This window comes from Pseudonocardia terrae (assembly GCF_021343995.1).
GTDB classification, from domain to species: domain Bacteria; phylum Actinomycetota; class Actinomycetes; order Mycobacteriales; family Pseudonocardiaceae; genus Pseudonocardia; species Pseudonocardia terrae.
In genome coordinates, this window is sequence record NZ_JAJTTE010000008.1 from 49,693 (window position 1) to 64,120 (window position 14,428).

Genomic DNA, 14,428 nt, shown 5'->3' on the forward strand with positions numbered 1-14,428 from the left:
GATGCGTCGGGGTCAGGCTTCGGCCTTCTCCGCGGCCTCGAGCCACTCCATCTCGACGGCCTCGCGCTCGGCCTCGACGGACTTGAGCTCCGCGGAGAGCTCCATCAGCTTCTGCGGGTCGGTCGCGGCCTCGGCCAGCTTCGTGTGCAGCTGCTCCTCGCGCTTCGAGAGCTGCTCCATCTTCCGCTCGAGCCGCGACGCCTCCTTCCGGGCGGCGCGCTGCTCGGCCGCGCTGACCGCCGGTGCGGCCTTCGGTGCCGGCGCCGCGGTGGCCTGCGGCGGAGCCGTGGAGGTCCCCGCTGCCTGCCGCCGGCGGAGGTACTCCTCGATGCCGCCGGGCAGGTGGGTGATCTTCCCGTCGCCGAACAGCGCCACGACGGTGTCGCACACCCGCTCGGTCAGGTACCGGTCGTGGCTGACCACGACCAGCGTGCCCGGCCAGCCGTCGAGCAGGTCCTCGAGGTTGGTCAGGGTGTCGACGTCCAGGTCGTTGGTCGGCTCGTCGAGCAGCAGGACGTTGGGCTCGGCCATGAGCAGCCGGGTGAGCTGCAGCCGGCGCCGCTCGCCACCGGAGAGCCGGCCCACGGGCGTCCACTGGCGGGCGGGCGGGAAGCCCAGCCGCTCGGCCACCTGCGAGGCCGTCATCTCCTCCTTGCCGAAGCGGACGTACTTGGCGACGGCCTCGACCGCCTCCAGCACCCGCATGTCCTTCGGCAGGTCCACGAGGTCCTGGGTGAGCTGCGCGAGCTGCACCGTCTTGCCCTCGACGCGCGTGCCGCCGTCGAGCGGGCGCTCGCCGGTCAGCGACCTGAGCAGCGTGGTCTTGCCGGAGCCGTTGACACCGACGATCCCGATCCGGTCGCCCGGGCCGAGCCGCCAGGTCTGATGGTCGAGCAGGGTCCGTTCACCGATCTTCACCGTGGCGTCCTCGAGCTCCAGGACGGTGCGGCCGAGCCGGTTCGTGGCGAAGTTCAGCAGCTCGACGGTGTTGCGCGGCGGCGGCACGTCGGCGATCAGGGCCTCGGCGGCCTCGATCCGGTACCGCGGCTTCGACGTCCGCGCGGGCGGCCCGCGCCGCAGCCACGCCAGCTCCTTGCGGGCCAGGTTGCGCCGGCGTATCTCCGCCGCGTCGGCCTGCCGCGCGCGCTCGGCACGCGCGTACACCCAGTCCTGGTACCCGCCGAGATAACTCTCGACGCGGCCGTTCGCGACCTCCCAGGTCCGGGTGCAGACGGCGTCGAGGAACCAGCGGTCGTGCGTCACGACCACGACGCCGCAACGCCGGGACAGCAGGTGCTCCGCGAGCCAGCTGACGCCCTCGACGTCGAGGTGGTTGGTGGGCTCGTCGAGCACGACCAGGTCCGGCTCGCCGAGCAGCGCACGGGCCAGCGCGACCCGGCGCTTCTCACCGCCGGACAACCCGTCGACCGTCCGCTCGAGGTCTGCGCCGATGCTCGCTCCGCCTGCGCTCCGCGAGGTCAGGCCCAGGCCGCCGAGGACGTCGCGCGCCTTCGGATCCGAGGCCCATTCGTGGTCGGCGTCGTAGTGGGCGAGCACGACGTCGCGGACCCGCGCGCCGGCCGGGAAGTCGTCCCCCTGGGTCAGGTAGGCGAGCTTCAGGCCGCCCAGGCGGGAGACCCGGCCGCCGTCGGGTGCGCGGCGCCCCGCCAGCACCTCGAGCAGGGTGGTCTTGCCGCCACCGTTCAGGCCGACGACGCCGACCCGCTCGCCGCGCTCGACGCCGAGGGACACCTCGTCGAGCAGTACGCGGGAGGCGTCGCCCGGGACGTGCGCGGTGACGTTCTCCAGGTTGACCAGGTTCTGTCCGGCCATCTGTCCTCTCTCAGGCCCGGGCCGGCGGCCAGGGCGACCCGCTCGGGGCGGGCGGTACGGGTGGGGGTTCGTCCGCGTCGACGACGCGGGCCCCGGGGACGGGCCCGTGCGCGACGCGGACGGTGCGGCAGACGCCGACGCCGGCGAGCTCCGCGGCGACCTCGACCGCCGACTCGGCGTCGGAGCAGAGGAACGCGCAGGTGGGGCCGGAGCCGGAGACGATCCCGGCCAGCGCGCCCGCGCTGACCCCTGCCCTCAGGGTACGGCGCAGGTCGGGCGCGAGGCTCACCGCCGCCGCCTGCAGGTCGTTGCCCAGCGAGAGCGCGAGCTGGCGCGGGTCGCCCTGCGCCAGCGCGCCCAGCACCGGCTCGACCGGGCGCTCCGGCGGCTCCTCCTCGCCGCGCAGGCGGTCGAGCTCGGTGAAGACCGCCGGCGTGGACAGCCCGCGCCGGGCCAGCGCGATGACCCAGTGCATCGGGTGCCGCGACAGGACCGGGACGATCCGCTCGCCGCGCCCGGTGCCGAGCGCGGTGCCCCCGTGCAGGGCGAAGGTGACGTCGCTGCCCAGCTCGGCCGCCATCGACGACAGCTCGTCCCGGTTGAGGTCCAGCTTCCACAACGCCGAGAGCGCGACCAGCGTTCCGGCCGCGTCGGCGCTCCCGCCGGCCATCCCGCCGGCCACCGGGATGCCCTTGCGCAGCACGACGCGCACGTCCGGGTCGTGGCCGGAGCGCTGGGCCAGCAGCTCGACGGCCCGCCAGGCCAGGTTCGTGTCGTCGACCGGCACCTCGGAGACGCCCTCGCCGTGCACCTCGAGGCCCGGCTGGTCGCTCGCCGAGACCGCCACCTCGTCGAAGAGGCTCACGGCGTGGAAGACGGTGACCAGGTCGTGGTAGCCGTCCGCGCGCACGCCGCCCACCGCCAGGTGGAGGTTGATCTTCGCGGGCACCCGGACGGTGACCGGAGGACGAACGGCGGAGAGCACCACCCAACCCTACTGACCGCGTGCGACCGGCGACCTGAGGCTGACGGTGAAGGTGAGCACGGCCACCAGGCCCACCAGCAGCACCCCGGCGGGCAGCAGCAGGGCCTGCGCCATCGCGGTGCTGAAGGGGCCGTGGAGCGCCTGCGGGATGGCGCGGATGCTCTCGGTCTGCGCCCCGCCGCTCCCGCCGACGTTCGCCGCGATGCGGGACTGCATGAGCACGGCGATGCCCGCGCTGCCGAGCACCGCGCCGACCTGCCGGGTGGTGTTGTAGACGCCGGCGCCCGCCCCGGCCTGTGCGGGCGGCAGGTTGCGGTTGGCGGTGGTGGCGACCGGGCCCCAGACGAACGCGTTCCCCACGCCGAGCAGCGCGATCGGCAGCTCCAGGGTCCAGATCGCCGCCTCGGGCTTCATGACGGCCGCGAGCCAGACCAGCGAGACGGCCCAGCAGGTCATCCCGAACCCGGCGATCCAGCGCGGGTGCGCCCGGTCCGTGAGCCGGCCGACGAACGGGGCCAGCACCCCGGAGAACACCGCCAGCGGGATGAGCAGCAGCGCCGCACGCGTGGGACTGAGCCCGAGGACGCCCTGGGCGTAGAAGGTGATCGGGAAGGCCATCGCCGTGACGGCGAACCCGACCGTGGTGATCGCGATGTTGGCCAGGCTGAAGTTGCGGTCGCGGAACAGGCTCAGCGACATCAGCGGCTCGGCCGGGTTGCGGCCCTGCCACCAGACGAACACCGCCAGCACCGCGAGGCCGGACAGGATCAACGCCCACACGCCCGCGGCCCAGTCGTAGCTCTGGCCCTCCTGGATGCCGAAGACCAGCAGGAACATCCCGACCGCGCTCAACACCACGCCCAGCACGTCGAACCGCCGCACGTGGGTGGGCAGCTCGGGCACGAGCCGCAGCGCCAGCACGAACCCGACCACCCCCACCGGCACGTTGACGAAGAAGATCCACTCCCAGCCGAGGCCGTCGACCAGCACCCCGCCGAGGATCGGCCCGACCAGCGTGGCGACGCCCGCGACCGCGCCCCAGAGGCTCATCGCCTGGCCGCGCTTGTTCGGCCGGAAGGTCCGCGTGATCACCGCCATCGTCTGCGGGGTCATCAGCGACGCGCCCAGGCCCTGCAGCACCCGGGCGGCCACGAGCCACGCGATCGACCCCGTGAGCCCGCACCACAGCGAGGCGAGGGTGAAGATCGCGAGCCCCACGAGGTAGACCCGGCGCGGGCCGAAGCGGTCCCCCAGGCGCCCGGTGATGAGCAGCGGCACGGCGTAGGCCAGCAGGTAGGCGCTGGTCACCCAGACCACGGCGTCGACGCTGGCGCCCAGGTCCGTCTGGATCGCGGGCGTGGCGACCGAGACGATCGTCGAGTCGACGAGGATCATGAAGAAGCCGAGGACGAGCGCCCAGAGCGCGGGCCACGGGCTCGGCTGCCCCGAGACGCCGGGGCGCGTGCCGGGTTCGGCGCTCGCGCCGGTGTCGCTGACGGCCATGGTTCTCCTCGGGTCGGTACGCGGTGAAAGGGTAGGGCGCGGCACCGACAGAAAGCCCGCGGTCAGCGGGGGCGGTGGGCGGCCAGGCGGGCGAAGTCCTCGACACCGAGTGTCTCGGCGCGGGCCATCGGATCGATACCGGCGGCGCGCAGGGCCTCCTCCGCGGCCGCGGGGGACCCGGCCCAGCCGGCGAGGGCGGGCCGCAGCGCCTTGCGCCGCTGCGCGAAGGCCGCGTCGACCAGGGCGAACACCTCGGCCCGGCCGACCCCGCCCCGATCGGCCGCGGCCCCGTCGCCGGGCGGCGGTTCCCGGCGGGTGAAGGCGAGCAGCCCGGAGTCGACGTTGGGCACCGGCCAGAACACCGCCCGCGGGACCGGCCCGGCGCGGCGGGCGTCGGCGAACCAGGCCAGCTTGACGCTCGGGACGCCGTAGGTCTTGCTCCCGGGACCCGCCGCGAGCCGGTCCACGACCTCCTGCTGCACCATGACCAGGCCCTTCTCCAGGCTCGGCAGCGCCGCGAGGAGGTGCAGCAGGACCGGGACGCCCACGTTGTAGGGCAGGTTCGCGACGACCGCGGTCGGCGCGGGATCCAGGGCCTCGACCTTCATGGCGTCGAGGTTCGTGACGGTGAGCCGGTCGGCGAGCGCGGGCGCGAACTCGGCGGCCGTGCCGGGCAGGGCGGCGGCGAGCGCAGGGTCGATCTCCACCGCGTGCACGTGCGCGGCGGCGGGGAGCAGCGCGAGGGTCAGCGAGCCCAGCCCGGGCCCGACCTCGACCACGACGTCCTCGGCCGTGAGGTCCGCGGCCTTCACGATCCGCCGCACCGTGTTCGGATCGTGGACGAAGTTCTGGCCGAGCTTCTTCGTCGGCCGGATCCCGAAGCGCTCGGCGAGCGCGCGCACCTCGGCCGGGCCCAGCAGCCGGGAGGTGGCGGGTTCGGTCACGGATCCATCATCCGGGATCGCGTGCACGGGGCAGACTGCGGGGATGCTGAGGCTGCGCTGGCTCACCCTGCTCACCGGCGACCCGGAGGCGCTCGACGCCCGGATCACCGGGGACCTGGGCCTGTCCCGCTGTGCGTTCGAGGCCGAGCTCGAGGGCTTCGGCGTCTCCAGCGCGATCTACCCGCTGGGCCCCGACCGGTTCCTCGAGGTCTGCGCGCCCGTGCGGGAGGGGACGTCCGCGGCCCGCCGGCTGGAGCGGGCCGGCGAGGGCATGTACATGGTGATCGTGCAGGTCGGGGACCTGGACGGACAGCGGGAGCGGCTCGCAGCGCACGGCATCCGGGTGGTCGCGGAGTTCGACCGCCCGCAGACCCGCGGTCGCTGGGCGTCCCTGCACCTGCACCCCGCCGACACCGGGGCCGCCCTGCTCTCGCTCGACGTCTCGGACCCGCCCGAGGACTTCACCGTCGTCGAGGGGCCGTGGCGCGAGCACGTCCGGACCGGGGTCGTGACGGACCTGCGCGGGATCGAGGTCGTGGGCCCGGCGGAGCGCTGGGCGGCGGCGACCGGTGCCCCGCTCGACGGCGCCATCCTCCGGCTGGACGACGCCACGGTCACCTTCCGGGACGGCCCCGCCGAGGCCGTGACCACCGTGCTGCTGGAGGCGCGCGAGGACCGTGAGGTGGACCTCGGCGGCGTCCGGTTCGTTCTGCGCAGGCCGCAGCCGTAATACAGTCGCATCATGACCGACCTCCCGGCCGTCGTGTTCGACTTCGGCGGCGTGATCACCGCCTCCCCCTTCGAGGCGTTCGCCCGGATCGAGGCCGAACGCGGCCTGCCCAAGGACCTCGTCCGGCAGATCAACTCCACGAACCCGGACTCCAACGCCTGGGCCCGGTTCGAGCGCGCGGAGATCGACGCCGCGGCGTTCGACGCCGAGTTCGCGGCCGAGGCCCGCGCGCTCGGCCACGACCTGCCCGGCAGTGTCGTCCTGGCGGTGCTCTCCGGCGCCGTCCGGCCGCGGATGGTCGCGGCGCTCGACCTGCTCAAGGAGCGGGGCCACCGGCTCGGGTGCATCACCAACAACGTGCCCGCCGGGCACGGCGCCCAGATGTCCGCCACCGAAGAGCGCGCCGCCGAGATCGCCGCGATCATGGCGCGGTTCGAGTACGTGGTGGAGAGCAGCAAGGTCGGGGTGCGCAAGCCCGATCCCGCGATCTACGAGCTGGCCTGCACCGGGCTCGGGGTGCGGCCCGAGGACTGCGTGTACCTCGACGACCTCGGCATCAACTGCAAGCCGGCCGCCGCACTGGGCATGCGCGCGATCAAGGTGACGAGCGAGGACCAGGCCCTCGCCGACCTGGAGCAGGCCCTCGACCTCGCCCCGGGAACCTTCTGGCCGGGCACCTTCTAGTTGGGCAGGCCGAGCTTGCGGGCGCAGGCGGGCCAGGCGCCGTAGCCGCCGCGGGAGTCGCGGACCTTGCTGGCCACGGCGATCTGCTCCTCGCGGCTGGCCTGGTTCGGCAGCGGCGCGTACTGGGTGCCGCCGTAGGCGCGCCAGGTGGAGGCGTCGAACTGGACGCCGCCGTAGTAGCCGTTGCCGGTGTTGATCGCCCAGTTGCCGCCGGCCTCGCACTGCGCGAGCCGGTCCCAGACGGCGCCGTCGGAGATCGCCGGCACCTCGGGCTGCTCGTCGTTGGTGCCGACCTTGACGATCCGCGCTCGCGGCGCGGTGCTCGCGCCGGCGCGGATCTGCTCGCGGCGGACCTCCCGGCCGTTCTGCACGTACACGCGCATCACGGCGGTCTGCTCGCCCGGCGCACCCGGGTCGACGACCTCGCGCTTCCCCCGGGGCAGCTCCGGGTCCTCGATCTCCTGCACCGGCGGGTCGGTCCGGCGCACCTCGACGACCTCGCCGACGCCGTTGCGCACGAGGTGGATCTGCATGCCGTCGGTCAGCTGGGTGTCGCTGCTGGGGACCGACACGTCGTCCGGGCCGAGGGTGATGCCCTTGTCCGCCAGCAGCCCGGCGATGGTCCCGGCGCTGGTGGTGATCTGCTCGGGCGGGTTGGTGCCGTCGGCGAGGGTGACCGTGCGCTGCACCTCGACGCGGACGTCGAGGCCGCCCATCGGGATCCGTGTGTCCGGCGCGAGCGACATCTGGATCGGCTGGACGTTCACGCCCAGGCCCTTGAGGGCCTCGTCGACCGACGACGCCGTGGTCCAGACGTTGCGGGTCTGGCCGCCCTCGGTGAGCGTGAGCATCCGCGCCCGGTTGACGATCACCTGGTCGCCGTCGGCGATCTCGGTGGTCGGCGCGGGCTCCACGCGGTCCTGGGGGTTCGCGGCGATCCCTGCCGCGGCCAGCACGCCGGCGACGTCGTCGGCGTAGGTGTGCAGGACGCGGTCCTGGCCGTCGACCGTCACCGTCACGGACTTGTCCATCGCCAGCGCCGTCGCACTGCCCGCGGTGAGGGTGAGCAGGGCGGCGAGGGCGACCGCGCGGGCACCGAACCCGGACTTCCCGCCGGTGGGGGCGGGCGGGGTCGTGCGACGGGTCGTGGTCGCGGCCCGGGTCGCGGGCGTGGGCGTGGTCACGGCGCGGGGGGCGGCGGGCGCGGGAGTGACCGTCAGCGGCTCGGGTTCGGCCTCCGGTGGCGCCGGGGCCGGCGGGGCGACGACGGCGAACGCCTCGGTCACGGGCTCGACGTCGATGCGGGTGTCCGGCTCGGTGGCGGGTGCAGGCGGGGCGACGGCGAGGGCGCCGGAGTCCAGCCGCCCCGTGTCCTCGACCGCGGCGAACCCGCCCGAGCCGAGCCGCCCCATGTCCTCGACCGCGAGGAACCCGCCCGAGTCGACCCGAGCGGTGTCCTCGAGTGCCGGGAACCGGCCCGTGTCCTCCAGCGCGACGAACCCGCCGGTGTCGATGCGCCCGGTCTCGCCCTGGCGGACGAGGGGCTCCACCCGCGGCATGCCGCCCGTCGGTGCCTCGTCGAACCAGCTGCCCCCGGCGGGCACGGTGTCCAGGGCGCCCGGTCCCACCGGCGCTTCGAGCGCAGCGGGCGTCCGGGACACCTCGACCGCCGCGAACGGGGCGGTGAAGGGCTCCGCCTCACCGGCCGGGGTGTTCTCGCCCCACACCTTCTCGGCCCAGACCTCCTCGGCCCAGATCCGGTCGGAGCGGTCGAGCCACGCGCCTCCCGCCCGGCCGGGCCCCGCGTCCGCCTCGATCTCCTCGGCCTCGGTCCACCAGGAGCCCGGCACGTAGTCCTGGACCGGGGCGCCGGAGTCGGCGTACCCGCGCAGGTCCTCCGGCGGGGCGGGGCTCTCGTCGGCCCCGTCGTCGTACTCCAGCCACGGGCCCGGCCGCAGCGTCGGCGCGTCGGTCGTGCCCGGCCGCTCGGCGTGCTCCAGCGACTCGAGTCCCAGGCGGACCCGGACCGCACGCCGGCGCGCGCGAGCAGATACGTCGACCACTGGCTTCCAGACGCTCGTCGGACCGGGCAGGGGTGGCGCGTGACGGTGACCGGGGCTGGCGGCGTCGGGGAACGCCCGGTCACTCGTCGCCGCGCCGGTGCTGGGGAGCGGACCCCTCCCGGCTGGGCGATCACGGAACCGTAACGGGCCGTGGTCGCCGGGTTCGACCCCGACGCGCTCGGCAGCGCCGAACGGTGCGTCGGCTACGCCGAGCGCGGTGCCCGACCGTCCGGCGACGTCACAGCCGCGACGGGCGGCAGGTCGGCGAGCCCGAAGACCCGCTCGGCGTTGCGACCGGTGATCGCGGCGAGCACATCCGCCTGCACGCCACGGACTCCGGCGAGGCCACGCACCGTCCACGGCAGACAGTAGGGCTCGTTGGCCCGACCGCGGTGCGGGTGGGGGGTGAGGAACGGGGCGTCCGTCTCGACGAGCAGGTGGTCGTCGTCGGGGATCACCGCGGCCTCGCGGAGCGCGGCGGCGTTGCGGAAGGTCACCGGCCCGGCGAACGACAGAACGTAACCGGCGTCGGCGCACTCGCGGGCCATCGCGGCGTCGCCGGAGAAGCAGTGGAAGACCACGGTCTCCGGCGCGCCCTCCTCCCGAAGGATCCGCAGCACGTCGGCGTGCGCCTCACGGTCGTGGATCATCAGCGGCTTGCCGAGCCGTTTGGCGAGGTCGATGTGCCACCGGAAGGAGGCCTGCTGAGCTTCGGGTGGCGAGTAGTCCCAGTAGTAGTCCAGGCCCGTCTCGCCGACCGCCACCACGCGCGGATCGGCGGCCAGCCGTTCGATCTCGGCGAACTCGGGGTCGGTGACGGCGGCGGTGCGGGTCGGGTGCAGCGCGACCGCCGCCACCACCCGCTCGTCCCAGTGCGAAGCCTGCACGGCCCACCGGGCGGCCGCCAGGTCGTCGGCCACCGTGACCGCGCGGGCGACGCCGACGGCGGCGGCCCGGTCCATGGCGGCGGCGACGTCCCCGGCGGTCTCGCAGCCGCAGGCGTCGAGGTGAGTGTGGGCATCGACGGTGGGCGCGCCCAGCGGCTCGGGGAGCTCCGGACGCTCGCGCCTAGCCATCGACGCCCACCTGCGTCATGGATCCATGACGGCTCACAACGCCGTTGCTGAACCCATCATGGATCCCCACTGCGATCGGAGGGCGGGTCACTTCCGGATCGGGGCCCACTCCGGGCCGGTCTCGCCGAGCTCGGGGGCGAGCTTGGCGAACAGCGGGGTCGGCTTGGCCAGCGGTCGGCCGACCTCGATCGGCCGCGACTCCCAGGTCGCCTGCTGCTCGGCGTAGTCCCCGGTGAGGACCGAGTAGTCCGGGCCGTCGCCGAGGTCCTCCACCGAGCGGATCTCCGGCTGGGCCGCCCACACGCCCTCGCCGCCCAGCGCCTCGTGCACCTTCTGCGCGGCGTGCGGGAGGAACGGGGTGAGCAGGGTGTTCGCGTCGGACACCACCTGCAGCGCGGTGTGCAGGATCGTGTCCCGGCGGTCCGGGTCGTCCTTGCGCTTCCAGGGCTCCTGGTCGGAGATGTACTTGTTGGCCGCGCCCACGACCCGCATGGCCTCGGTGACTGCCTGCTTGAAGCGGTTGCGCCGCAGCAGGTCCCCGACGGTGTCGAAGCCGGCCCTCGAGGTGGCGAGCAGCGCCGCGTCGGCCTCGGTGGGCGCCGTGGGCTTCGGGATCGCGCCCACGTTCTTGTGCGCCATCGAGATCGAGCGGTTGACGAGGTTGCCCCACTCGTTGGCCAGCTCGAAGTTGATCCGCCGGACGAACTCCTCCCAGGTGAAGTCCGTGTCCTGGTTCTCCGGCCCGGCGACGGCGATGAAGTAGCGCAGCGCGTCCGGCCCGAACTCCCGCAGGAAGTCCCCGACGTAGATCACGGTGCCGCGCGAGGTCGAGAACTTCGACCCGCTCATCGTGAGGTACTCCGACGACACGATCTCGCTGGGCAGGTTCAGCGTGCCGAACGTGCCGGGCTCGCCGCCGCGGTCGCCCTGGCCGTTGTGCCCGAGCAGGATCGCCGGCCACATCACCGAATGGAAGGTGATGTTGTCCTTGCCCATGAAGTAGTAGCCCTGGGCGGCCGGGTCGGTCCACCACTGCTGCCAGGCTTCCGGGTCGGGGCCGCGGCGGGCCCACTCGATCGACGCCGAGAGGTACCCGATGACGGCGTCGAACCAGACGTAGATCCGCTTCAGCGGGTTGTCGCTCCAGCCGTCGAGCGGCACCGGGACGCCCCAGTCGAGGTCACGGGTGATGGCCCGCGGCTTGAGGTCCTCGATGAGGTTGGCGCTGAACTTGAGCACGTTCGGTCGCCAGTCGGTGCGCGTGGACAGCCAGCGGCCCAGCGACTCGGAGAAGGCGGGCAGGTCGAGGAAGAAGTGCTCGGTCTCGACGAACTTCGGCGTCTCGCCGTTGATCCGCGACCGCGGGTTGATCAGGTCGGCGGGGTCGAGCTGGTTGCCGCAGTTGTCGCACTGGTCGCCGCGCGCGCCGTCGTAGCCGCAGATCGGGCAGGTGCCCTCGACGTAGCGGTCCGGCAGCGTGCGGCCCGTGGACGGGCTGATCGCGCCCATCTGGGTCTTCGGGACGATGTACCCGTTCTTGTACAGCGACAGGAACATCTGCTGCGTGACGTCGTAGTGGTTCGACGTCGTGGTCCGGGTGAACAGGTCGTACGACAGCCCGAGGCCCTGCAGGTCCTCGGTGATGACCTTGTTGTACTTGTCGGCGAGCTGGCGCGGGGTGAGGTTCTCCGCGTCGGCCTGCACCTGGATCGGGGTGCCGTGCTCGTCCGTGCCGCTGACCATGAGCACCCGGTCGCCCGTCATCCGCCGGAAGCGCGAGAAGACGTCGGAGGGCACACCGAAGCCGGAGACGTGGCCGATGTGCCGCGGACCGTTGGCGTACGGCCACGCCACGGCGGTCAGCACGGAGGAACTCATGTGACCAGCGTAGGCCCGGCGACGAACCGGCTTTCCGCCGCCCACGACAGGGTGATCGGAGTCGGCCGCGGCAGCGCGCCGCTGAGCCACCCCGCCATCCCGGCGATCGATCCTCGGTTGCGAGACGTCACGATCGTCCGGGTTACCGTTGGGGCGTGAACGTGGAGGTCACTCCCCTGCCCGGGATCGGCGTGCGCAAGGACTTCGCCCTGCGCAACGGCCGTCGCGTCGGTGTCGTCACCCACCGCGACGGCCAGATCGAGCTGATCCTCTCCAAGTCCGACGATCCGGACGCCTGCCTGGCCGAACTGCCGCTGACCGCCGAGGAGGCCTCGGCGCTGGCCAACCTGCTCGGCGCGCCGCAGCTGGTCGCGCAGCTCAACGAGGAGCACAAGGACCTCCCGGGTATCCACACCCGGCAGATCCCGGTGCTGGAGAACAGCCCGTACGACGGCCGGACGCTGGGCGACACCGCCCTGCGTACCCGGACGAGCGTCTCGGTGGTCGCGGTGATGCGAGCCGGCCAGGCGCACCCGTCCCCCACGCCCGACTTCACCCTGACCGCCGGGGACCTGCTGGTCACCGTCGGCACGTCCGAGGGGCTCGACAACGCCGTCAAGATCCTCAAGAACGGATAGCCCGTGGACCACACCGCGCTCGAACTGATCGAGCTCGGCGCCGTCTTCTTCGGGCTCGGGCTGCTCGGCCGGCTCGCGGGCCGGATCGGCCTCTCCCCCATCCCGCTCTACCTCGTCGGTGGGCTCTGCTTCGGCACCGGCGGGCTCTTCCCGCTCGGCGACATCGGCGAGTTCACGTCGCTGGCCAGCGAGGTCGGCGTCGTCCTGCTGCTGTTGCTGCTGGGCCTGGAGTACTCCGCCGCAGAGCTGATGACCGGACTCAAACGCTCGTGGAGCGGCGGCGTGCTCGACATCGTGCTCAACGCCGCGCCGGGCGTGGCGGTGGCGCTGATCCTCGGCTGGGGTCCGGTCGGGGCGATGGTGATGGGCGGCGTCACGTACATCTCGTCGTCCGGGATCGTCGCCAAGGTGCTGTCCGACCTGGGCCGGCTCGGTAACCGCGAGACGCCGGTCGTGCTGTCGATCCTCGTGTTCGAGGACCTGGTCATGGCGGTCTACCTGCCGATCCTCACCGCCTTGCTGATCGGCGTGACGTTCGTCGGCGGGCTCGAGGCCGTCGGGATCTCGGTCGCGGTGATCGCCGTCGTCCTGCTGGTGGCGCTGCGCTGGGGCCGCTACGTCTCGGCGGTCGTCGACAGCCCGGACCGCGAGGTCTTCCTGCTCAAGGTGCTCGGGGCGGCGCTGCTCGTCGCCGGGCTGGCCTCGGCGCTGCAGGTCTCCGCCGCGGTCGGCGCGTTCCTGCTGGGCATCGCGATCTCCGGGTCCACGGCACACAACGCCACCCGACTGCTGGAACCGCTGCGGGACCTGTTCGCGGCGGTGTTCTTCGTGGTCTTCGGGCTGAACACCGACCCGAAGGCGATCCCGCCGGTGCTCGGCTGGGCGGTCGTGCTCGCCGTCGCGACCTCGCTGACCAAGATCGGCACCGGATGGTGGGCGGCCCGGCGCCAGGGCATCGGGAAACTCGGTCGGGCCCGCGCGGGCGCCGCGCTGATCGCCCGCGGGGAGTTCTCGATCGTCATCGCGGGTCTCGCGGTGTCCTACGCCGCCGTGCCGGCGCAACTGGCCGCGCTGGCGACCGCGTACGTGCTGATCATGGCGATCCTCGGCCCGATCGCGGCGAAGTTCGTGGAGCCGGTCGCCCGCGCACTGCAGCGCCGGGCCGCCCCCGCGCCGGCCCCGACCGCCGGCAACTGATCCCGTGCGTGGCAGGGCCGCCGCAGCGGCACCTGCCACTCACGAGGACTGCAGGGTGGCGTTGTAGAGCTCGCGCTTCCCGACCCCGGCGGCCTTGGCCACCGCGGCCACGGCGTCCTTGAGCCGCTCGCCCTCGGCGACCCGCTCCTGCACCGCCGGCACCAGGGACTCGACGGGCGGGGCGGCCGTGGGCGCGGCGCCGGCGAGCACCACGGTGATCTCGCCGCGCACCTCGCCCGCGGCCCACTCCGCCAGCTCGGCGAGCGGGCCGCGGCGGACCTCCTCGTAGGTCTTCGTCAGCTCCCGGCACACCGCGGCGGCCCGCTCCGGTCCCAGTACCTCGACGGCCGTCCGGAGCGTGTCGCCGAGCCGGTGCGGGGACTCGAAGAACACGACCGCCCGCGGCTCGTGGAGGAGCTGCGCGAGCCACCGCGCCCGGTCACCGGTCTTGCGCGGCGCGAAGCCCTCGAAGCAGAACCGGTCGCACGGCAGGCCGGACAGGACCAGCGCGGTCGTCACGGCCGACGGGCCGGGCAGGCAGGTGATCGGCAGGTCCTCCGCCGCCGCGGCCGCCACCAGCCGGTACCCGGGGTCGGACACCGCCGGCATCCCGGCGTCGGTCACGACGAGGACGGTCCGGCCCGCCCGGACGTCGTCGAGCAGGCCGGGCAGCCGGGCCGTCTCGACGGCGTCGTAGTGGCTGAGCACCGTGCCCCGTACGGGGACGTCGAGGGCCGCGGCGAGCGCCCGGAACCGCCGGGTGTCCTCGGCCGCGACGACGTCGGCGGTGGCGATCGCCTCCCGCAGCCGGACCGAGGCGTCCCGGGCGTCGCCCAGCGGGGTGGCGGCGAGAACGAGCATGCCCCTGAGCCTACGATCGGGCCGGTGGAGCCGATC

General features: G+C 73.7%; 12 protein-coding genes. 4 read left to right on the forward strand and 8 right to left on the reverse strand.

Annotated features, from left to right (window positions below; translation table 11 throughout):
* Positions 1 to 12 precede the first annotated feature (12 nt).
* The 4 genes from LWC33_RS07410 to rsmA all read right to left on the reverse strand — a co-directional run bounded on the left by LWC33_RS07410 (position 13) and on the right by rsmA (position 5,265).
* The gene (locus tag LWC33_RS07410; protein ID WP_233303490.1) at positions 13 to 1,833 is read right to left on the reverse strand and encodes an ABC-F family ATP-binding cassette domain-containing protein; all 1,821 of its coding nucleotides are present in this window, start codon (positions 1,831 to 1,833) and stop codon (positions 13 to 15) included.
* Positions 1,834 to 1,843: 10 nt separating this feature from the next.
* A complete protein-coding gene (locus tag LWC33_RS07415) occupies positions 1,844 to 2,818 on the reverse strand; it encodes a 4-(cytidine 5'-diphospho)-2-C-methyl-D-erythritol kinase (RefSeq protein ID WP_233303491.1) in 975 nt (324 codons plus the stop codon).
* A gap of 9 nt (positions 2,819 to 2,827) precedes the next feature.
* Positions 2,828 to 4,321 (reverse strand): DHA2 family efflux MFS transporter permease subunit, encoded by a 1,494-nt coding sequence (locus tag LWC33_RS07420; RefSeq protein ID WP_233303492.1) that lies wholly within the window; start codon positions 4,319 to 4,321, stop codon positions 2,828 to 2,830.
* Between the two features lie 62 nt (positions 4,322 to 4,383).
* Positions 4,384 to 5,265, reverse strand: coding sequence for a 16S rRNA (adenine(1518)-N(6)/adenine(1519)-N(6))-dimethyltransferase RsmA (gene rsmA / locus LWC33_RS07425; protein WP_233303493.1), 882 nt, complete (start codon positions 5,263 to 5,265; stop codon positions 4,384 to 4,386).
* A gap of 43 nt (positions 5,266 to 5,308) precedes the next feature.
* On the opposite strand from rsmA, the gene LWC33_RS07430 reads away from it, so the two are divergent.
* Both LWC33_RS07430 and LWC33_RS07435 read left to right on the forward strand, forming a co-directional pair.
* On the forward strand, positions 5,309 to 5,995 hold the full coding sequence (locus LWC33_RS07430; protein WP_233303494.1) for a VOC family protein: 687 nt from the start codon (positions 5,309 to 5,311) through the stop codon (positions 5,993 to 5,995).
* 12 nt (positions 5,996 to 6,007) lie between these two features.
* A complete protein-coding gene (locus LWC33_RS07435) occupies positions 6,008 to 6,679 on the forward strand; it encodes an HAD-IA family hydrolase (RefSeq protein WP_233303495.1) in 672 nt (223 codons plus the stop codon).
* On the opposite strand, the gene LWC33_RS35860 is transcribed toward LWC33_RS07435, so the two are convergent.
* From LWC33_RS35860 to metG, 3 genes are all read right to left on the reverse strand, one after another.
* Positions 6,676 to 8,742, reverse strand: coding sequence for a resuscitation-promoting factor (locus LWC33_RS35860; RefSeq protein WP_308190916.1), 2,067 nt, complete (start codon positions 8,740 to 8,742; stop codon positions 6,676 to 6,678). The two genes, LWC33_RS07435 and LWC33_RS35860, sit on opposite strands and share 4 nt — an antisense overlap.
* A 203-nt stretch (positions 8,743 to 8,945) precedes the next feature.
* On the reverse strand, positions 8,946 to 9,818 hold the full coding sequence (locus tag LWC33_RS07450) for a TatD family hydrolase (protein ID WP_233303496.1): 873 nt from the start codon (positions 9,816 to 9,818) through the stop codon (positions 8,946 to 8,948).
* 87 nt (positions 9,819 to 9,905) lie between these two features.
* Entirely contained in the window at positions 9,906 to 11,696 is a 1,791-nt protein-coding gene (gene metG / locus LWC33_RS07455; protein WP_233303497.1) for a methionine--tRNA ligase, read from the reverse strand.
* A gap of 155 nt (positions 11,697 to 11,851) precedes the next feature.
* On the opposite strand from metG, the gene LWC33_RS07460 reads away from it, so the two are divergent.
* Together LWC33_RS07460 and LWC33_RS07465 are read left to right on the forward strand one after the other, a co-directional pair.
* Positions 11,852 to 12,334 carry a cation:proton antiporter regulatory subunit gene (locus LWC33_RS07460; protein WP_232869735.1) on the forward strand — a complete coding sequence of 161 codons (483 nt, stop codon included), beginning with the start codon at positions 11,852 to 11,854 and terminating at the stop codon, positions 12,332 to 12,334.
* A gap of 3 nt (positions 12,335 to 12,337) precedes the next feature.
* Positions 12,338 to 13,531, forward strand: a complete 1,194-nt coding sequence (locus tag LWC33_RS07465) for a cation:proton antiporter (protein WP_233303498.1) — start codon at positions 12,338 to 12,340, stop codon at positions 13,529 to 13,531.
* Positions 13,532 to 13,570: 39 nt separating this feature from the next.
* Here the strand turns inward: LWC33_RS07465 and rsmI are convergent, their stop codons facing one another.
* Positions 13,571 to 14,392, reverse strand: a complete 822-nt coding sequence (gene rsmI / locus LWC33_RS07470; protein ID WP_233303499.1) for a 16S rRNA (cytidine(1402)-2'-O)-methyltransferase — start codon at positions 14,390 to 14,392, stop codon at positions 13,571 to 13,573.
* Between the last annotated feature and the right edge of the window lie 36 nt (positions 14,393 to 14,428).

Bases quoted from the DNA above. Each gene is read 5' to 3' on its own strand.
- LWC33_RS07410 (WP_233303490.1), bottom strand. From the start codon at position 1,833: ATGGCCGGACAGAACCTGGTCAACCTGGAGAACGTCACCGCGCACGTC.
- LWC33_RS07420 (WP_233303492.1), bottom strand. From the start codon at position 4,321: ATGGCCGTCAGCGACACCGGCGCGAGCGCCGAACCCGGCACGCGCCCC.
- LWC33_RS07430 (WP_233303494.1), top strand. From the start codon at position 5,309: ATGCTGAGGCTGCGCTGGCTCACCCTGCTCACCGGCGACCCGGAGGCG.
- LWC33_RS07435 (WP_233303495.1), top strand. From the start codon at position 6,008: ATGACCGACCTCCCGGCCGTCGTGTTCGACTTCGGCGGCGTGATCACC.
- LWC33_RS07450 (WP_233303496.1), bottom strand. From the start codon at position 9,818: ATGGCTAGGCGCGAGCGTCCGGAGCTCCCCGAGCCGCTGGGCGCGCCC.
- metG (WP_233303497.1), bottom strand. From the start codon at position 11,696: ATGAGTTCCTCCGTGCTGACCGCCGTGGCGTGGCCGTACGCCAACGGT.
- rsmI (WP_233303499.1), bottom strand. From the start codon at position 14,392: ATGCTCGTTCTCGCCGCCACCCCGCTGGGCGACGCCCGGGACGCCTCG.